Here is an 18,150-nt window from a genome sequence, read left to right on the forward strand (position 1 = left end):
AAAACCCCGTGCGGGAGGATCGCGAGCATGACAGCACTCGACCTCGTCGGCCCCGTGGCCGTCGTCGGCACCGGCACCATGGGCCAGGGCATCGCCCAGGTCGCGCTCGTCGCGGGCCACCCCGTGCGGCTGTACGACACCGCGCCCGGCCGTGCCCGGACGGCGGCCGAAGAGATCGGCGCCCGGCTCGACCGGCTCGTCGAGAAGGACCGGCTGACCGGTGCCGAGCGCGACGCCGCACGGGCCCGGCTGCGCCCCGCCGAGAGCCTCGCCGAACTCGCCGACTCGGGGCTCGTCCTCGAAGCCGTCCTGGAGCGACTGGACGTCAAACAGCAGCTGTTGCGCGAGCTGGAGGACATCGTCCCGGACGACTGCCTGCTCGCCACCAACACCTCCTCCCTGTCGGTGACCGCGATCGGCGGCGCCCTGCGCAACCCCGGCCGCTTCGTCGGACTGCACTTCTTCAACCCGGCGCCGCTGCTGCCCCTCGTGGAGGTCGTCTCCGGGTTCGCGACCGACGTCACGTCGGCCACGCGCGCGTACGAGCTGGCCCGCGCCTGGGGGAAGACCCCGGTCGCCTGCGCCGACACCCCGGGTTTCATCGTCAACCGCATCGCGCGGCCCTTCTACGCCGAGGCCTTCGCGGTCTACGAGGCCCAGGCCGCCGACCCCGCGACGATCGACGCGGTGCTGCGCGAGTCGGGCGGTTTCCGGATGGGCGCCTTCGAACTGACCGACCTCATCGGCCAGGACGTCAACGAGTCCGTCACGCGCTCCGTGTGGGAGGCCTTTTTCCAGGACGTGCGCTTCACCCCCTCGCTGGCCCAGCGGCGGCTCGTCGAGTCGGGCCGGCACGGCCGCAAGACGGGGCACGGCTGGTACGACTACGGGGACCAGGGCGAGCGGCCCGAGCCGCACACCGCGGAGAAGGTCCAGCCGCCCGCGTACGTCGTCGCCGAGGGCGATCTGGGCCCCGCCTCCGAACTGCTCGCGCTGATCCGTGAGGCGGGCATCCAGGTCCGCGAGGACGAGGAGGACCACGGCACGCGCCTGGTCCTGCCGAGCGGCGGCCAACTGGCCCTGGCGGACGGCCAGACCGCCGTCGAGTTCCGTGACGTCGTCTACTTCGACCTGGCACTCGACTACCGCAGGGCGACCCGCATCGCCCTGTCCCACTCGCAGGACACCCAGACACAGACCCTCGCCGAGGCCACCGGGCTCTTCCAGGCGCTCGGCAAGGACGTCAGCGTCATCGGGGACGTGCCCGGCCTGATCGTCGCCCGCACGGTGGCCCGCATCGTCGACCTCGCGCACGACGCCGTCGCCAAGGGGGTCGCCACCGAGGAGGACATCGACACGGCGATGCGCCAGGGCGTCAGCTACCCGCTCGGCCCCTTCGAATGGAGCCGCAGGCTCGGCCGGAGCTGGGCCTACGACGTCCTGGACGACCTGCACATGCGCGACCCGTCGGGGCGTTACGCACCGTCCCTCGCGCTCTACCGCCACGCGTACGCCTCGGAAAAGCGGGAGGGCACCCCATGACCACCGCCAAGCGCGACACGTACACACCGGAGACACTGCTCTCCGTGGCCGTGCGGGTCTTCAACGAGCGTGGTTACGACGGCACCTCCATGGAGCACCTCTCCAAGGCGGCCGGCATCTCCAAGTCGTCGATCTACCACCACGTCACGGGCAAGGAGGAGCTGCTGCGCCGGGCCGTCAGCCGCGCGCTCGACGGCCTCTTCGGGATCCTCGACGAGGAGCACGCGCGCGAGGGGCGTGCCGTGGAGCGCCTGGAGTACGTCACCCGGCGCATGGTCGAGGTCCTCACCGCCGAACTGCCGTACGTGACGCTGCTGCTGCGCGTGCGCGGCAACACCGACACCGAGCGCTGGGCCCTGGAGCGGCGCCGGGAGTTCGACCACGAGGTGGCCGCGCTCCTGAAGGCGGCGGCCGCCGACGGCGACGTACGCGCCGACCTGGAGGTCCGGCTCGCGACCCGGCTGGTCTTCGGAATGATCAACTCGATAGTCGAGTGGTACCGCCCGGACGGGCGGGGCATGGGCGAGCGCGAGGTCGCCGACGCAGTGGTGCTGATGGTCTTCGGGGGACTCAGACAGGCCGGCTGAGCAAGATCGCACGAGGCGCGCGAGCCGGACGGCGCGCCCCGCGCACCCCGCTCACCCCTGCGGTTCCAGGTCCTCCTCCTCGAACACCAGCAGTGTCCGGGTGCTGAGCACCTCGGGGATGGCCTGGAGCCGGGTGAGGACCAGTTCGCGCAGGGCCCTGTTGTCCGGCGTGTGCACCAGCAGCAGGACGTCGAAGTCGCCGCCCACCAGTGCGATGTGGGATGCCCCGGGCAGCCTTCTGAGCTGCTCGCGCACCGTGCGCCAGGTGTTCTGCACGATCTTCAGCGTGATGTAGGCCGAGGTGCCGTGTCCCGCGCGCTCGTGGTCGACCCGGGCGCCGAAGCCGCGGATCACGCCGTCCTCCACGAGACGGTTGATCCGCGCGTAGGCGTTGGCGCGCGACACATGGACCCGCTCGGCGACCGACCGTATCGAGGCGCGGCCGTCCGCCTGGAGCATCTGCAGAATGTCCTGATCGATGGAGTCGAGCGGGCGCGGCGGCGGCAGGGCCGATCCGGGATCCGGTCCCTCGGCCATTTGTTCAGGTGCCATGTCCCCCCGCCTCCCTACCATGGACGTACTGCGTCCATCTCAGGCTGTGCAGAACCGTTTGTCCACAGCCTGAGGGTGCCTGTAGCCAAAATGTGCCGACGACCGAACAATCGGTAGGTGAGGCGCGTCACTCTCGGCGGGCCTCTCGAAGCGACTCCCACGAGGAGGTGCCGACATGACGGTCATGGAGCAGCGAGGCGCATACCGGCCGACGCCCCCGCCCGCCTGGCAGCCACGTACCGATCCCGCGCCGCTGCTGCCCGACGCGCTGCCCCACCGCGTCCTCGGCACCCGGGCGGCCGATCGGGCCGACCCGGATCTGCTGCGCCGGCTGTACGCGGAGCTCGTGCGGGGCCGCCGGTACAACGCGCAGGCCACCGCCCTCACCAAGCAGGGCCGTCTCGCGGTCTACCCCTCGTCCACCGGCCAGGAGGCCTGTGAGGTCGCCGCCGCGCTCGTCCTCGAAGAGCGCGACTGGCTCTTCCCGAGCTACCGGGACACCCTCGCGGCGGTCGCCAGGGGCCTCGACCCCGTCCAGGCGCTGACGCTCCTGCGCGGCGACCGGCACACCGGCTACGACCCGCACGAGCACCGCATCGCCCCCCTGTGCACCCCCCTGGCGACCCAGCTCCCGCACGCCGTGGGCCTCGCGCACGCAGCCCGCCTCAAAGGCGACGACGTGGTCGCGCTCGCGCTGGTCGGCGACGGCGGCACCAGCGAGGGCGACTTCCACGAGGCACTGAACTTCGCGGCCGTATGGCAGGCCCCGGTGGTCTTCCTGGTCCAGAACAACGGCTTCGCGATCTCCGTCCCGCTCGCCAAGCAGACCGCCGCCCCCTCACTGGCCCACAAGGCCGTCGGGTACGGGATGCCGGGCCGGCTGGTCGACGGGAACGACGCCGCCGCGGTGCACGAGGTCCTGGGCGAGGCGATCGCCCGCGCGCGCGCCGGTCTCGGCCCGACGCTCGTGGAGGCGGTGACGTACCGCATGGAGGCCCACACCAACGCGGACGACGACAAGCGCTACCGCGAGGACGCGGAGGTCGAGGCCTGGCGGGCGCACGACCCGATCGCCCTCTTGGAGCGCGAGCTCACCGAGCGCGGACTGCTCGACGAGGACGGGATGCGCGCCGTGCGCGAGGACGCCGAGGCGATGGCCGCGGACCTGCGCGAGCGCATGAACCAGGACCCGGTCCTCGACCCCATGGACCTGTTCGCGCATGTCTACGCCCGGCCCACCACGCATCTCCTGGAGCAGGAGGCGCAGCTGCGCGCCGAGCTGGACGCCGAGGCGCGCCACCATGACGACGACGCGGACGCGCAGTCGCACGAGCCGGAAGGAACCACGCGATGACCACCGTCGCGGTGAAGCCGGCCACCATGGCGCAGGCGCTCGGACGGGCCCTGCGCGACGCCATGACCGACGACCCCACCGTCCATGTGATGGGTGAGGACGTGGGCGCCCTCGGCGGTGTCTTCCGGGTCACCGACGGCCTCGCGAAGGAGTTCGGCGAGGACCGGGTCACCGACACCCCGCTGGCCGAGGCGGGCATCCTCGGCACGGCGGTCGGCATGGCCATGTACGGGCTTCGGCCGGTCGTGGAGATGCAGTTCGACGCCTTCGCGTACCCGGCCTTCGAGCAGCTGATCTCGCACGTGGCGAAGATGCGCAACCGCACGCGCGGGGCGATGCCGCTGCCCCTGACCGTGCGCGTGCCCTACGGCGGCGGCATCGGCGGGGTGGAGCACCACAGCGACTCCTCCGAGGCGTACTACATGGCGACTCCGGGGCTGCATGTCGTGACCCCCGCGACGGTCGCCGACGCGTACGGGCTGCTGCGCGAGGCCATCGCCTCCGACGACCCGGTCGTCTTCCTGGAGCCCAAGCGGCTGTACTGGTCGAAGGACTCCTGGAACCCCGACGAGCCGCAGGCCGTGGAGCCGATCGGCCGCGCGGTGGTCCGCCGGCCGGGCCGCAGCGCCACGCTCATCACGTACGGGCCGTCCGTGCCCGTCTGCCTGGAGGCCGCGGACGCGGCGCGGGCCGAGGGCTGGGACCTGGAGGTCGTCGACCTTCGCTCCCTGGTGCCCTTCGACGACGAGACGGTCGCCGCGTCCGTGCGCCGCACCGGCCGGGCCGTCGTGGTGCACGAGTCGGGCGGCTACGGAGGGCCCGGCGGGGAGATCGCCGCGCGGGTCACCGAGCGGTGCTTCCACCACCTGGAGGCGCCGGTGCTGCGCGTCGCCGGGTTCGACATCCCGTATCCGCCGCCGATGCTGGAGCGGCACCATCTGCCCGGCGTCGACCGGATCCTGGACGCGGTGGCCCGGCTGCAGTGGGAGGCACAGAGCTGATGGCCCAGGTCCTGGAGTTCAAACTGCCCGACCTCGGCGAGGGGCTCACCGAGGCCGAGATCGTCCGCTGGCTCGTCCAGGTCGGCGATGTCGTCGCCGTCGACCAGCCCGTGGTGGAGGTCGAGACGGCCAAGGCGATGGTCGAGGTCCCCTGCCCGTACGGCGGCGTGGTCACGGCCCGCTACGGAGAAGAGGGCACCGAACTGCCCGTGGGCTCGCCGCTGCTGACGGTCGCGGTGGGAGCGGCGGCTTCCGGCACGCCGGGATTCGGCACGGCGGACCTCGGTGCGCCGGGCCGGGACGCGGCGGCCCTCGACGCGCCGGTCTCCGGGACGCGGGGAGCCGGAGACGGGGACGAGGGCTCCGGGAACGTGCTCGTGGGGTACGGCACGCAGGCGCCTCCGGCGCGGCGCCGCAGGGTACGACCGCCCGCGCCCGGTGCGGCGCCGGGCCACCGGTCACCGGGCGGGTCATCCGCCCCGGACCGGACTTCCGCGGACCGGTCCGGGATGGCCCGGCTCGGCCCGGATCGGCCTGGTGAGGACCTGTCCGGCGCGGATCGGCCCGGTGCCGACCGGACTGTCGCGGACCGGACCGGCACGGACCGGACCCGTGTCGACCTGTCCGGCGATGGGGCGTCCGCGACCACCGTCCGGCTTTCCGTCCGCGAGGAGCAGCCGCCTACGGTCGGTGTCGGTGTCGGTGTCGATGCCGGGCCCCGGCCCGACGGCCCCGTGCCGGTGATCTCGCCGCTCGTGCGGCGGCTGGCCCGGGAGAACGGGCTGGACCTGCGGGCGCTGGCCGGTTCGGGACCTGACGGTCTGATCACGCGTGCGGACGTGGAGCACGCCGTACGGGCCGGTGCCTCCGTCCCGTACGTCCCGTCCGTCCCGTCCGCCGGCCCGGCCGTCGCGCGGCCGGAGCAGGGCCCGGCGGCGGCACCCGTACCGGCCACCCCGCACGCGTCCGGCACCGCAGCCCCCCGGGCGGGCACCGCAGCCCCCCGGGCGGGCACCCGCGTCCCCCTCAAGGGCATCCGCGGTGCCGTCGCCGACAAGCTCTCCCGGAGCCGGCGCGAGATCCCCGACGCGACCTGCTGGGTGGACGCCGACGCGACGGAACTGATGCACGCGCGCACGGCGATGAACGAGGCGGGCGGGCCGAAGATCTCCCTGCTCGCGCTCCTCGCCCGTATCTGCACCGCCGCGCTGGGCCGGTTCCCCGAGCTCAACTCGACGGTCGACATGGAAGCCCGCGAGGTCGTCCGGCTCGACGAGGTGCACCTCGGGTTCGCCGCGCAGACCGAGCGCGGACTCGTCGTGCCGGTGGTGAAGGGGGCGCACAGCAGGGACGCGGAGTCGCTGAGCGCGGAGTTCGCCCGGCTCACCGAGGCGGCCAGGACCGGGACGCTCACCCCGGCGGACCTCACCGGCGGGACCTTCACGCTGAACAACTACGGCGTGTTCGGTGTCGACGGCTCGACCCCGATCATCAACCACCCCGAGGCGGCCATGCTCGGCGTCGGCCGGATCGTCCCCAAGCCCTGGGTGCACGAGGGCGAGTTGGCGGTGCGGAAGGTCGTACAGCTCTCGCTCACCTTCGACCACCGGGTGTGCGACGGCGGAACGGCGGGCGGTTTCCTGCGGTATGTGGCGGACTGTGTGGAGCAACCGGCGGTGCTGCTGCGGACCTTGTGACCCCCGCGGCCCGGCAGAGCCCGTGGCCGTCCGCCGCCACCCCCGTCCACATGCTGTGCGCGGGGGTGGAAATGATCCATCGGGCACCCATACTCGTGGGGTGACCGCGTTCGAGCCACCCAGCGCATCCGGTTCCTCCGACGCATCCGGTTCCTCCGGCGCACCCGGTACGGACGGCCACGACGCCGTCGTACTGGCCGGAGGCGCCGCCCGCCGTCTCGGTGGCGCGGACAAACCGGGCGTGCGCGTCGGCGGTCGCGCGCTGCTCGACCGTGTCCTCGCCGCCTGTTCCGGCGCGGCCGTCACCGTGGTCGTCGCGGAGCCCCGGCCCACCGCGCGCCCCGTCGAGTGGGCGCGCGAGGACCCTCCCGGCGGGGGCCCGCTGGCCGCGCTGGACGCCGGCCTGCGGCACACCACCGCCGAGTACGTCGTCGTGCTCTCCGCCGATCTGCCGTTCCTGGACCGGGAGACGGTACGGAAGCTGCTGACCGCTCTTCATGAGAGCGACGGCGAGGGCGTGTTGCTCACCGACCCCGGTGGCCGCGATCAGCCCCTCGTGGCCGCGTACCGCCGCTCGGCGCTGCGACGCGGGCTGACGGCGCTGCGCGCCGAGCACGGTGAACTGACCGGTCTGCCGCTGCGGCGGCTCACCGGCGCGCTCGAACTGACCCGAATCACCGACCCCGTCGCGTCCTTCGACTGCGACACCTGGGACGACATCGCCGCCGCCCGGGCACGTATCAGGGAGCATGGGCACGTGTTGGATGAATGGATCACCGCAGTCAAGGACGAACTGGGCATCGACCTGGACGTCGACACCGACGTCCTGCTCGACCTCGCCCGCGACGCCGCCCACGGCGTGGCCCGCCCGGCGGCCCCGCTGACGACGTTCCTCGTCGGATACGCGGCGGGCCGGGCCGAGGGCGGCCCCGAAGCAGTCGCGGAGGCCGCCCGCAAGGCCGCGGCACTCGCGCTGCGCTGGGCGGCGGAGGCCGAGTCCACCGGCCCGGACGCCGGATGACCGCCTCGGGGCAGTTCGAGGAGATCGACTTCGACGTCGAGGAAGCCCTGGCCCTGGTCAAGGAAGGCGGTGCCCCGGTGCCCGACGACTCCGGATCCACCGGAGCCTCCCGTCCGGTGCCCTCCCCGGCCCCGGCAGCCGGGAGCCGGAAGGACACCGCCGAGCAGCACACCGAGCACCACACCGCCACGCCCTGGCAGCGGGCCCGCGCCATCGCCGGGCGGGCCCCACGCCGCCCGGACACCGCCGTCTCCGTCACGCTGGACGCCGCGCTGGGCCTCGTCCTCGCCGCACCGCTCGCCGCGCTCTCGGACCTGCCGTCCTTCGACACGTCCGCGATGGACGGCTGGGCGGTCGCGGGTCCCGGCCCGTGGGACGTGCGGGCCGAGGGGGTACTCGCGGGACATGCCCAACCGCAGCGGCTCACCGACGGCGAGGCGGTCAGGATCGCCACCGGCGCGCGGATCCCGCAGGACACCTCCGCCGTGATCCGCAGTGAGCACGGCCGCACCGACGAGAAGGAGCGGCTGTACGCGACACGGGACGTCGTGCACGGTCAGGACATCCGGCCCCGCGGCCAGGAGTGCCGCGCCGGCGACCCCCTGCTGCCCCCCGGCACGCTGGTCACCCCGGCCGTGCTCGGGCTCGCGGCCGCCGCCGGATACGACACCGTCGCCGCCCTCCCCCGGCCCCGTGCGGAAATCCTGGTCCTCGGCGACGAGTTGCTCACCGAAGGGCTGCCGCACGACGGGCTGATCCGGGACGCGCTCGGCCCGATGCTGCCGTCCTGGCTGCGCGCGCTCGGCGCGGAGGTCATCGCGGTACGCCGGCTCGGCGACGACGCCGAAGCCCTGCGCAAGGCCCTCAGGCGTTCCGATGCCGACCTGATCGTCACGACCGGGGGCACCGCCGCCGGACCCGTGGACCACGTCCACCCGATCCTGCGCCGCCTCGGCGCCGAACTCCTGGTGGACGGCGTCCAGGTGCGTCCCGGCCACCCGATGCTCCTGGCGCGCCTCAAGGAGAACCAGCACCTCGTCGGGCTGCCGGGCAATCCGCTCGCCGCCGTCTCCGGCCTCCTCACGCTCGCCGAGCCACTGCTGCGCACCCTCGCGGGACGCGCGGCGCCGGAGCCGTACACGCTGCCCCTTCAGGACAGCGTGCACGGGCACCCGTACGACACCCGGCTCGTTCCTGTCGTGCTGCGCGGGGAGCGGGCCGCGCCGCTGCACTACAACGGGCCGGCCATGCTGCGGGGTATCGCCGTGGCCGACGCGCTCGCGGTCGTGCCGCCGGGCGGTGCACGGCCGGGTCAGGAACTTGAGATCCTCGACCTGCCCTGGGCCATGGCTGGGATCGAGGTGTGTTTCACGTGAAACTTCCGGGCCACGACGCGATCGCCCGCCAGGCGGGCGAACGCCTGGTCACCCATCGGGTGGAGCTGCCGCGCCAGCGGGTGGAACGCCCTCTGTTCCAGGTCACCAAACGCGTCCTCATGGCGTTGCTGGTGCTGGTCGGCACGGCTTTCATCGTCTATTTCGACCGCGAGGGGTACACCGACAACTCCGACAAGTCGGTCGACCTGCTCGATGCCTTCTACTACGCGACCGTCACGCTCTCCACCACCGGGTACGGGGACATCACCCCGGTCAGTGACGGTGCCCGCCTCACCAATATCTTCCTGATCACGCCTCTGCGCGTGCTGTTCCTGATCATCCTGGTCGGCACCACTCTCGAAGTCCTCACCGAACGGACCCGGGAGGAGTGGCGACTGAACCGCTGGAGGACCGCTTTGCGGGACCACACCGTTGTCATCGGGTTCGGCACGAAGGGCCGCTCGGCGATTCAGACCGTGTGTGCGACGGGGCTGAAGAAGGAGCAGGTCGTGGTCGTCGACCCCAGCTCGAAGGTGATCGAGGCGGCGACGGCGGACGGGTACGCGGGGGTGATCGGCGATGCCACGCGCAGTGACGTACTGCTGCGGGCCGAGGTGCAGCGGGCCCGGCAGATCATCATCGCGACCCAGCGCGACGACACCGCCGTACTCGTCACGCTGACGGCCCGGCAGCTCAACCGCAAGGCGAAGATCGTGGCCGCCGTGCGCGAGGAGGAGAACGCGCCGCTGCTGAAGCAGTCCGGTGCCGACGCCGTCATCACCAGCGCGAGTGCCGCCGGCCGGCTGCTCGGTCTCTCCGTGCTCAGCCCCAGCGCGGGCATGGTCATGGAGGACCTCATCCAGCAGGGCAGCGGGCTCGACATCACCGAGCGGCCCGTCATAAAGGCCGAGGTCGGCAAGGGAGTCCGCGAGATCGAGGACCTGGTGGTGAGCGTCGTACGGGGGCATCGGGTGCTCGGCTACGACGATCCGGCCATCGGGAAGCTGCAGTTGATGGACCGGCTGATCACCATCGTGCGGGTCAGTCCCCACAGCCACGTCGCACCGGACCTGAAGCCGCTGCCGCAGGACTGAGCCGCGCGTGGCGGGTTGCACCCCACGTGGCGGGCTCAATCCCCGCGTGACGGGCTGCCGGGAGTAGCCTCGCCCGCATGCGAGCGATCACGATTCCCGAACCTGGTGGGCCCGAGGCGCTGGTGTGGGACGAGGTCCCGGACCCGGTGCCCGGCGAGGGCGAAGTGCTGGTTGAGGTGGTGGCCAGCGCGGCCAACCGCGCCGATCTGCTGCAGCGGCAGGGTTTCTACGACCCACCGCCCGGCGCGTCCCCGTACCCGGGGCTCGAATGCTCCGGACGGGTCGCCGCGCTCGGACCCGGCACCTCGGGGTGGAACGTCGGGGACGAGGTGTGCGCGCTGCTCTCGGGCGGCGGGTACGCGGAGAAGGTGGCCGTCCCGGCCGGGCAGCTGCTGCCCGTGCCCGAGGGCGTCGACCTCGACAAGGCGGCCGCGCTGCCCGAGGTGTCCTGCACGGTCTGGTCCAACGTGTTCATGATCTCCCACCTGCGGCCCGGCGAGACGCTGCTGGTGCACGGTGGATCGAGCGGGATCGGCACGATGGCGATCCAGTTGGCCAAGGCCGTCGGGGCGAAGGTCGCCGTCACGGCGGGCAGCAAGGCGAAGCTGGACTTCTGCGCGGAGCTGGGTGCGGACGTGCTCATCAACTACCGCGAGCAGGATTTCGTCGAGGAGATCAAGGCGGCCACGGACGGGGTAGGCGCGGATGTCGTTCTCGACAACATGGGGGCGAAGTATCTGGGGCGCAATGTCACCGCTCTTGCCGCGAACGGGCGGCTCGCGATCATCGGGATGCAGGGCGGGGCCAAGGGGGAGCTGAACATCGGGGCGCTGCTGAGCAAGCGCGGCGCTGTCACCGCCACGTCGTTGCGGGCGCGGCCGGGTGCGGAGAAGGCGGCGATCGTGGCGGCCGTACGGGAGCATGTGTGGCCGTTGGTGGCTGGTGGGCGTGTGCGGCCGATCGTTGATCGGGAGCTTCCCATGCGTGATGCTGCTGCGGCGCATCGGGTGTTGGAGGAGAGCAGTCACATCGGGAAGGTGCTGCTCACGTTGCCGTAGGCCTACCGGCTGGGGGCGGGGTTCTGGGTGCGGGTCGGTGGGGGCTTGTCGCGCAGTTCCGCGCGCCCCTGAGGAGTGACGGGCTCGCCTTGGCGTGTTCGCGCGGGTGGTGAGAGTGGAGCCTTCGGTTCGGGTGCGGGTCGGTGGGGGCTGGCCGCGCAGTTCCCCGCGCCCCTGACAGGCGAAGGCTTCGCCTCGCCTTGTTCTTGGCGCGGGCGGGAGTGGAGATTTCAGCTTCGGCGGGTTCGTAGGGAGAGGAAGGCCAGGGCCAGGCCCAGGCCGATCAGGATCAGGCCGGTGCCCAGGGGGAGTACCTGGAGGGTGGGTTCCGAGGGGCGTACCGGGTGGTCGGCCGCGTCGTGTGCGTCGACGGGGCGGGCGGGCCGCTCCGGGGGCCGCGAGGGCTCCTGGGGCTCTGCGCTGTCCGGGTGAGCCGACGGGGTGTCCTCCGGCGGCGGGGGCGTCTCCCGGCCAGGGCGCTCGCGGCCCTCTCCCGCCCGGCTGCCGGCCCGCGACTCGGCGGGGACCGGCTCGTACGCGGCGGCGTACGGCGTGAACGCGGGGCCCGCCAGCAGAGGCAGCAGCAGGCCGGTCACGCGAAGAGTGCGAAGCCACGGAGTCACGTCGGTGACCCCCTCCCGGTACGGAGGACGGTACGGAGGATCCAAGATCAGCGGATTCAGCCTCACACGGCGTGCGCGCACCGGCATCCGGAGCCCGGAACCCCGGCCGCCCGGTCCTGTCACGCTCAGTGGCAGCCGTGCCGCGCACAGGTGTACGGGGTACAGATCGGGTATGTCGATACGCCATGGCCTGCTGGCGCTCCTGGAGCGCGGTCCCCGCTACGGCTCCCGGCTGCGCACCGAGTTCGAGGCGCGCACCGGCTCGACCTGGCCGCTGAACATCGGCCAGGTCTACACGACCCTCGCCCGGCTGGAACGGGACGGCCTGGTCGTACAGCAGGGCGCCGACGAGGCGGGACACGTGCTGTACGCGCTGACGGACGCCGGACGGGCCGAGCTGCGGTCCTGGTTCATCCGTCCCGTGGAGCGATCGAATCTGCCGCGCGACGAACTGGCGATCAAGCTGGCCATGGCGGTCGGGGCGCCGGGAGCCGACGTCCGGGCGGTCGTGGAGGCGCAGCGGCGGTATCTCTCGGAGGCCATGCACACGTACACCCGGCTCAGGGCCCGGTCGCTCGCGGAGGCGCCCGCGCACCGGGACGAGGTGGCGCGGCTGCTGGTGCTGGAGCATCTGATCTTCCGCGCGGAGGCCGAGATCCGCTGGCTGGACCACTGCGAGGCCCGGCTGCTGCGGCTCGCGGAGGCGGCGGCGACGGAGCCGCCGCCCCCGTCGCCGCCGCCCGCCTGACGCGGGGCGGACGTTCGTACAGGGTGGATCACGCCCTGGAGGGGGCACCACGCTGGTGACGTGTGTGAGTGCGAGAGAATGGCGGCATGGAGATGCCGAGGAACGAGAGGTCACCGGAGAACCCCCAGATCCTGGTCGTAGGCCAGGACGGGATGGCTCTCGGTGGCGGTGGAGACGAGGACTCCCGAGAGATTCCGGTGACGGAGATGGTGGAACAGCCGGCCAAGGTCATGCGCATCGGGAGCATGATCAAGCAGCTGCTGGAGGAGGTGCGTGCGGCACCCTTGGACGAGGCGAGCCGGGTACGGCTCAAGGAGATCCACGCCAGCTCGGTGAAGGAGCTGGAGGACGGGCTCGCGCCCGATCTCGTCGACGAACTGGAGCGGCTCTCCCTGCCGTTCACGGACGACGGCATCCCCTCCGACGCCGAACTGCGGATCGCGCAGGCTCAGTTGGTCGGCTGGCTGGAGGGTCTCTTCCACGGGATCCAGACCACCCTGTTCGCCCAGCAGATGGCGGCCAGGGCCCAGTTGGAGCAGATGCGCCGGGCGCTGCCGCCGGGCGCGGGCGGTGAGGAAGAGCTGGTGGACCCGCGGGCGGGCGGCCGTTCGGGCGGCCCGTACCTGTAGACGCAGTCAGGGGACCGTACCTGTACACGCAGTCGTTCGAGACGCAGCCATACGAGAAGCAGTAGTGCGAGAGGGGCCCGGCAGAGATGCCGGGCCCCTCTCGCACTACTGCTTCTACGGCGGTTCGCGACGGATCAGGCGGGGTCGCCCGTCGACACATAGAGCTGAATCTTCGGCATGCTCTTGGGGTCGACGTCCGTCTCCGCCTCGGGGATCTGGGTCATGACCGTGCCCTCGCCGTACGCGTTCTCGTCCACCGTCTTGGCCTCGTACTGCCAGCCCGCCGCCTGGAAGCACGCCTTCACGGAATCGATGTTCTTGAACTTGAAGTTCGGGACCTTGATCTTGTCGGCGTCGTTGTACGACTCGTCGGGCTCCGTGCACTCGGTCGTGTCGATCTTCTTCGTGGTGTCCGGACCCTTGTGGTTCTCCCCCGCGGCCTCCTCGGAGGCGGACGCGCGGGCGCTGTTGGCGGCGTCCGTCTTCTTGTCGTCGTCGCCACCGCCCATCGACAGAGCGGTGATCAGCCCGCCGATGGCGAGCAGCGCGACGACGATCGAGCCCACGATCACCGGCATGTTGCTCTTGCCGCCACCGCCGGAGGCGCCCGCGGACTGCGGGGACATCGTGTACGGCGGCGGGGTCGTCAGGCCCTGCTGCGGGCTGTACGCGGCGGTCTGGTGCGGGGTCGGGTAGCCGCCCTGCTGGGGATAGCCGTACGACGGAGTCGGCGCGTGCGCGGGGTTCGGCGCCGGAGTGGGCGCGGGCGTCGACGGGCCGTAGGGACCAGGCTGGTACGGCGTCTGCACGTTGCCCTGGGGTGCCTGCGCCGAATGGTCGACCGGCGGGAACACCGCGGAGCCCACACCGGCTCCGCTGGACGTCTGCACGCCCGGCACGATGCTCGGGGGCACCGCCTGCACGGACTGGGCCACGCGCAGGCACTCGTCCCGCATCGACTCCGCGCTGACGAAACGCTCGTTCGGGTTCTTCTTCAGCGCACGGGCGATCAGCGCGTCCACGGCCGGCGGCAGCGAGCGGTTGACCGAGGAGGCCGCGACGGGTGTCTCCTGGACGTGCGCGTACGCGATGGCCAGCGGTGAGTCCGCCTCGAACGGCAGCCGCCCGGTGACCAGTTGGAAGAGCATGATGCCGACCGAGTACAGGTCGGAGCGGGCGTCGACACCGCGGCCGAGGGCCTGCTCGGGGGAGAGGTACTGCGGAGTGCCGACGACCATGCCGGTCTGGGTCATGGAGGTCACACCGGACTGCATGGCGCGGGCGATGCCGAAGTCCATCACCTTGACCACGCCGCGCTTCGTCATCATGACGTTGCCCGGCTTGATGTCGCGGTGGACCAGCCCCATCTCGTGGCTGATCTCCAGCGCGGCCAGCACGTCCGCGGTGATCTTCAGCGCCTTGTCGACGGGCATGGCGCCGTACTGCGCGACGTCCTGGTCGAGGACCGAGCCGAGCGGCCGGCCCTCCACGTACTCCATGACGATGTACGGGGTCGGCGCCCCGGAGCCGCCTTCGAGCTGGGTGTCCTCGCCGGTGTCGAAGACCGAGACGATGTTCGTGTGCGTGAGCTTGGCCACCGACTGGGCCTCGCGGCGGAACCGCTCGCGAAAGGCCTGCTCACGGCCGAGGTCGGTGTGCAGTGTCTTGATCGCGACCTGCCGGTCGAGCACCGAGTCGTAGGCGAGGTGCACGGACGCCATGCCGCCCTCGCCGAGCAGGTCGCGCAGCTGGTAGCGCCCGCCGGCGACCGATCGCCCCACGTACCGCCCGTGTCCGCCGTCCTGGCTCATCTTTCCGCGTCCCCCATCGGCAGTGCGCCGTCACGCGGGCGAAGTCGTCTGGTGTGGCTCCCGCGGCCGGTGATCTCTGGTGTTATTCAGGCCAAGTCTGCCGGAGGGCACTGACACGTCAAGCTCGGTGCCCGTTCCGTGACCGTACGCGTAGGAAGCGTCGCGGAAGCGTTACAGGTGCTGTACGGCCGGTACACACAATGTGCACCCGCGGACCGGCCGCGGGTTCCGCGAGCGGGTCCATCACGGACCGGCGCTTCGCGTGGAGGCTGTAGCGTGGCCCGACGGAGACCGTAACAACCACCGCGCGTACTACGTCGACCGGTGCGGACAGAAACGACGGCGAGGACTGATGGCACAGCAGCAGCGCGCTCAGGGCCCGTCCGACCCCGAGGCGACTGGCGGCGGTATGTCAGATGCGCCGGAGTTGTGGGGTAACGGCGGACTGGTCGGGGACGGCCGGTATCGGCTCACCCACAGACTCGGCCGGGGTGGTATGGCCGAGGTGTTCGCGGCCGAGGACGTCCGGCTGGGGCGGACCGTGGCGGTCAAGCTGCTCCGTTCCGACCTGGCCGAGGACCCGACCTCGAAGGCCCGCTTCACCCGCGAGGCCCAGTCGGTCGCCGGCCTCAACCACCATGCGGTGGTGGCGGTTTACGACTCGGGCGAGGACGTCCTCCCCCACCAGGTCGTCCCGTACATCGTGATGGAGCTCGTCGAGGGCCGCACGATCCGCGACCTCCTGATCAACGCCGAGGCCCCCGGGCCCGAGCAGGCGCTGATCATCGTCTCCGGTGTGCTCGAAGCGCTCGCCTACTCGCACCAGCACGGCATCGTGCACCGGGACATCAAGCCCGCGAACGTGATCATCACCGACACCGGTGCGGTCAAGGTGATGGACTTCGGCATCGCGCGCGCCCTGCACGGCGCCCAGTCGACCATGACCCAGACCGGCATGGTCATGGGCACGCCCCAGTACCTCTCCCCGGAGCAGGCGCTCGGCAAGGCGGTCGACCACCGCAGCGACCTGTACGCGACGGGCTGTCTGCTCTACGAACTCCTCGCGCTGCGGCCCCCGTTCACCGGTGAGACCCCGCTGTCGGTGGTCTACCAGCACGTCCAGGACATTCCGGTGCCCCCGTCCGAGGTCTCGGACGCGACGCCGCCGGAGCTCGACGGCCTGGTCATGCGCTCCCTCGCGAAGGAGCCGGACGACCGGTTCCAGACCGCCGAGGAGATGCGCGGCCTCGTCCAGTACGCGCTGCAGATGCTGTACGACCAGGGCGGCCACACCGGCACCTGGAACACCGGCCCGGTGGCCGCGCACGAGGGCATGACCACTCCGGCGCTGGGTCTCGCGGGCGCGGCCGGGCTGCCGCACCCCGGTGACTCGGGCACCGCCCAGATCCCTTCACCGCTCCTGCCTCCGGGCCGGGGCGGAGGCGACGACGGCGGCTTCGAGGGGCACGGCAACCGGGGCAGCGGCCGCGGCAAGATGTGGATCCTCGCAGTCTTCGCGGTGATAGCGATCGCGGCGGGAGTGGCGCTGGCGATGAACGGCAGCGGCGGCGGGGGTGGCGGGGCCGGCACGAAGACGACGCCGACCGCCTCGGAGACCGAGAAGGACACCACTCCCAGCGAGGACACCTCGGACGAGCCGACGGACGAGGAGACGGACGAGGACACGAGCACGGGCGGCAACTCGGACTACACGCCGTCGTACGAGCCGTCGCCGACCTACTCGCCCTCGCCCACGGAGTCCAAGCCCTCGGCCGACCCGACGACGAAGGAGCCCACTCCTACGGAGACGGAGGAGGAGCCGACTCCCACGGAGGAGGAGCCGACCGCGTCGGAACCCGCGGACGACGGTGGCAACACGAACGGGGACCCCGGCGTCGAGGACTGATCCGCCGACCCGTCCCCGCAGAGCACTGCCCACGCGCGCGTGGAGCCCGAAAAGGGCTCCACGCGCGCGTGCGTTCGTCCGGGATCCGGCGGTGGGCCTCACCCCACGAACGCCTCGCACACCGCGTCGTACTCCCGGGTCCACCACACCGCCAGCGCGGAGGCCGCGGGGAACTGGGAGTCGGCCCGGGTGTCGCCGCGTTCGTAGTGCCAGCGCAGTATCCAGAAGTCGTTGAGGCGCTCCCACCACACCCGGTGCACGGCGGCCGAGAGTTCGGCCGGGGTGGCCCGCGCGGAGCGGCGGTACGCGCGCGCGTAGGCCCGTACCTTCGGCAGGTCGAGCGTGCCGGCGGGGCGCACGAAGAAGATCACGGCGGCCCGTACCGCCTCCTCGGCCTGCGGCTGGACGCCGAGCCGGTCCCAGTCGACGATCGCGGCGGGGGCACTTCCTTTGTAGAGCACGTTGAAGGGGTGGAAGTCCCCGTGCACCCAGCCCACCGAGCCGCCCCGCGGGGGCAGCCGGTCCGCGTGCCGTTCCAGGAGGGTGCGCCGCTCCAGGAGGCGGTGCCGGGCCAGTTCGTCGAAGGTGTCGGCCGGGCGGTGGCGGCGTACCCGGGCGAGCAGGTCGTCGATGAGCGCGAAGGTGTCCACGGGGTCGGCGCTGTCGGCCCGCTCCTCGGACTCCCGCGGCGGCATCACCTGTTCCAGGGACGCGTGGACGACCCCCAGGAGGGCGCCGAGGCGGCGGCACTGCTCGGGGGTGAGCTGGGCGCCGCCGCGGTGCCGTCCGTCGATCCAGGGGTGCAGGGCGTACGCGTGGCCGCCGATCACAGCGACCGTCCGGCCGTCCTTCCCGGCCAGCGGCGGAGCCACCGGGACGCCCAGGTCGGCGAGCCGCTGGGTCGCGCGGTGCTGGCGGGCGATCGCCGCGGGGTCGGCCGTCTCGGGGTCGAAGTGGTGCTTGAGGAAGTACCGGCCCCGGGTGGTGTTGAGCCGGTAGCCGCGGTTGAGCAGCCCTTGGTCGACGGGTTCACAGGCCAGCGGCGCCCCGGCGGCGTACCGGCGCAGCAGGGCGCCCAGCGGGGGTGCGGGGGAGGGAGCGGGTGAGACAGATGAGCGCGGCACGCGCCAGATGTTAGGGCACCGGAGGGA

The 18,150-nt window shown here is 72.1% G+C and carries 16 protein-coding genes; 12 read left to right on the forward strand and 4 right to left on the reverse strand.

The genetic code is table 11. The features are described from left to right. The first annotated feature begins 27 nt into the window (after positions 1-27). Both C6Y14_RS18810 and C6Y14_RS18815 read left to right on the forward strand, forming a co-directional pair. Positions 28-1,542, forward strand: a complete 1,515-nt coding sequence (locus C6Y14_RS18810; RefSeq protein ID WP_107017892.1) for a 3-hydroxyacyl-CoA dehydrogenase — start codon at positions 28-30, stop codon at positions 1,540-1,542. Next, positions 1,539-2,129 (forward strand): TetR/AcrR family transcriptional regulator, encoded by a 591-nt coding sequence (locus C6Y14_RS18815; protein WP_107017893.1) that lies wholly within the window; start codon positions 1,539-1,541, stop codon positions 2,127-2,129. The genes C6Y14_RS18810 and C6Y14_RS18815 overlap by 4 nt, the downstream gene beginning before the upstream one ends. Positions 2,130-2,180: 51 nt before the next feature. Here C6Y14_RS18815 and C6Y14_RS18820 read toward each other — a convergent pair whose 3' ends face one another. Continuing rightward, a complete protein-coding gene (locus tag C6Y14_RS18820) occupies positions 2,181-2,666 on the reverse strand; it encodes an Lrp/AsnC family transcriptional regulator (RefSeq protein WP_107017894.1) in 486 nt (161 codons plus the stop codon). A 190-nt stretch (positions 2,667-2,856) separates the two neighbouring features. Here C6Y14_RS18820 and pdhA point away from each other — a divergent pair, with 190 nt between their 5' ends. From pdhA to C6Y14_RS18855, 7 genes are all read left to right on the forward strand, one after another. Further along, positions 2,857-4,035: a pyruvate dehydrogenase (acetyl-transferring) E1 component subunit alpha gene (pdhA, locus tag C6Y14_RS18825; protein ID WP_107017895.1), complete on the forward strand. Its 1,179-nt coding sequence runs from the start codon at positions 2,857-2,859 to the stop codon at positions 4,033-4,035. Beyond that, positions 4,032-5,036, forward strand: coding sequence for an alpha-ketoacid dehydrogenase subunit beta (locus tag C6Y14_RS18830; protein WP_107017896.1), 1,005 nt, complete (start codon positions 4,032-4,034; stop codon positions 5,034-5,036). Before pdhA ends, C6Y14_RS18830 begins: the two co-directional genes overlap by 4 nt. Next, the gene (locus tag C6Y14_RS18835) at positions 5,036-6,733 is read left to right on the forward strand and encodes a dihydrolipoamide acetyltransferase family protein (protein ID WP_107017897.1); all 1,698 of its coding nucleotides are present in this window, start codon (positions 5,036-5,038) and stop codon (positions 6,731-6,733) included. The genes C6Y14_RS18830 and C6Y14_RS18835 overlap by 1 nt, the downstream gene beginning before the upstream one ends. 100 nt (positions 6,734-6,833) lie before the next feature. After that, positions 6,834-7,754 (forward strand): NTP transferase domain-containing protein, encoded by a 921-nt coding sequence (locus C6Y14_RS18840; RefSeq protein ID WP_107017898.1) that lies wholly within the window; start codon positions 6,834-6,836, stop codon positions 7,752-7,754. After that, the gene (locus tag C6Y14_RS18845; RefSeq protein WP_107017899.1) at positions 7,751-9,130 is read left to right on the forward strand and encodes a molybdopterin molybdotransferase MoeA; all 1,380 of its coding nucleotides are present in this window, start codon (positions 7,751-7,753) and stop codon (positions 9,128-9,130) included. The genes C6Y14_RS18840 and C6Y14_RS18845 overlap by 4 nt, the downstream gene beginning before the upstream one ends. Beyond that, entirely contained in the window at positions 9,127-10,224 is a 1,098-nt protein-coding gene (locus C6Y14_RS18850) for a potassium channel family protein (protein ID WP_107017900.1), read from the forward strand. Before C6Y14_RS18845 ends, C6Y14_RS18850 begins: the two co-directional genes overlap by 4 nt. A gap of 77 nt (positions 10,225-10,301) precedes the next feature. Further along, positions 10,302-11,282 carry an NAD(P)H-quinone oxidoreductase gene (locus C6Y14_RS18855; RefSeq protein ID WP_107017901.1) on the forward strand — a complete coding sequence of 327 codons (981 nt, stop codon included), beginning with the start codon at positions 10,302-10,304 and terminating at the stop codon, positions 11,280-11,282. Between the two features lie 230 nt (positions 11,283-11,512). Here the strand turns inward: C6Y14_RS18855 and C6Y14_RS18860 are convergent, their stop codons facing one another. Beyond that, positions 11,513-11,878: a hypothetical protein gene (locus tag C6Y14_RS18860; protein WP_225891150.1), complete on the reverse strand. Its 366-nt coding sequence runs from the start codon at positions 11,876-11,878 to the stop codon at positions 11,513-11,515. Positions 11,879-12,077: 199 nt separating this feature from the next. Between C6Y14_RS18860 and C6Y14_RS18865 the strand changes: the two genes are divergently transcribed. Beyond that, on the forward strand, positions 12,078-12,653 hold the full coding sequence (locus tag C6Y14_RS18865; protein ID WP_107017902.1) for a PadR family transcriptional regulator: 576 nt from the start codon (positions 12,078-12,080) through the stop codon (positions 12,651-12,653). A gap of 86 nt (positions 12,654-12,739) precedes the next feature. Further along, entirely contained in the window at positions 12,740-13,282 is a 543-nt protein-coding gene (locus C6Y14_RS18870; RefSeq protein WP_107017903.1) for a bacterial proteasome activator family protein, read from the forward strand. 134 nt (positions 13,283-13,416) lie between these two features. On the opposite strand, the gene C6Y14_RS18875 is transcribed toward C6Y14_RS18870, so the two are convergent. Continuing rightward, positions 13,417-15,093, reverse strand: a complete 1,677-nt coding sequence (locus C6Y14_RS18875; RefSeq protein ID WP_107017904.1) for a protein kinase domain-containing protein — start codon at positions 15,091-15,093, stop codon at positions 13,417-13,419. A gap of 352 nt (positions 15,094-15,445) precedes the next feature. Here C6Y14_RS18875 and C6Y14_RS18880 point away from each other — a divergent pair, with 352 nt between their 5' ends. Beyond that, positions 15,446-16,999, forward strand: coding sequence for a protein kinase domain-containing protein (locus tag C6Y14_RS18880; RefSeq protein WP_107017905.1), 1,554 nt, complete (start codon positions 15,446-15,448; stop codon positions 16,997-16,999). Positions 17,000-17,097: 98 nt separating this feature from the next. Here C6Y14_RS18880 and C6Y14_RS18885 read toward each other — a convergent pair whose 3' ends face one another. Further along, on the reverse strand, positions 17,098-18,123 hold the full coding sequence (locus C6Y14_RS18885) for a phosphotransferase (RefSeq protein WP_225891151.1): 1,026 nt from the start codon (positions 18,121-18,123) through the stop codon (positions 17,098-17,100). Between the last annotated feature and the right edge of the window lie 27 nt (positions 18,124-18,150).

The sequence above is a fragment of the Streptomyces dioscori genome (assembly GCF_003024195.1).
In the GTDB taxonomy this organism is placed as follows: domain Bacteria; phylum Actinomycetota; class Actinomycetes; order Streptomycetales; family Streptomycetaceae; genus Streptomyces; species Streptomyces dioscori.

Bases quoted from the DNA above. Each gene is read 5' to 3' on its own strand.
- C6Y14_RS18810 (WP_107017892.1), top strand. From the start codon at position 28: ATGACAGCACTCGACCTCGTCGGCCCCGTGGCCGTCGTCGGCACCGGC.
- C6Y14_RS18815 (WP_107017893.1), top strand. From the start codon at position 1,539: ATGACCACCGCCAAGCGCGACACGTACACACCGGAGACACTGCTCTCC.
- C6Y14_RS18820 (WP_107017894.1), bottom strand. From the start codon at position 2,666: ATGGCCGAGGGACCGGATCCCGGATCGGCCCTGCCGCCGCCGCGCCCG.
- pdhA (WP_107017895.1), top strand. From the start codon at position 2,857: ATGACGGTCATGGAGCAGCGAGGCGCATACCGGCCGACGCCCCCGCCC.
- C6Y14_RS18830 (WP_107017896.1), top strand. From the start codon at position 4,032: ATGACCACCGTCGCGGTGAAGCCGGCCACCATGGCGCAGGCGCTCGGA.
- C6Y14_RS18835 (WP_107017897.1), top strand. From the start codon at position 5,036: ATGGCCCAGGTCCTGGAGTTCAAACTGCCCGACCTCGGCGAGGGGCTC.
- C6Y14_RS18845 (WP_107017899.1), top strand. From the start codon at position 7,751: ATGACCGCCTCGGGGCAGTTCGAGGAGATCGACTTCGACGTCGAGGAA.
- C6Y14_RS18855 (WP_107017901.1), top strand. From the start codon at position 10,302: ATGCGAGCGATCACGATTCCCGAACCTGGTGGGCCCGAGGCGCTGGTG.
- C6Y14_RS18865 (WP_107017902.1), top strand. From the start codon at position 12,078: ATGTCGATACGCCATGGCCTGCTGGCGCTCCTGGAGCGCGGTCCCCGC.
- C6Y14_RS18870 (WP_107017903.1), top strand. From the start codon at position 12,740: ATGGAGATGCCGAGGAACGAGAGGTCACCGGAGAACCCCCAGATCCTG.
- C6Y14_RS18875 (WP_107017904.1), bottom strand. From the start codon at position 15,093: ATGAGCCAGGACGGCGGACACGGGCGGTACGTGGGGCGATCGGTCGCC.
- C6Y14_RS18880 (WP_107017905.1), top strand. From the start codon at position 15,446: ATGGCACAGCAGCAGCGCGCTCAGGGCCCGTCCGACCCCGAGGCGACT.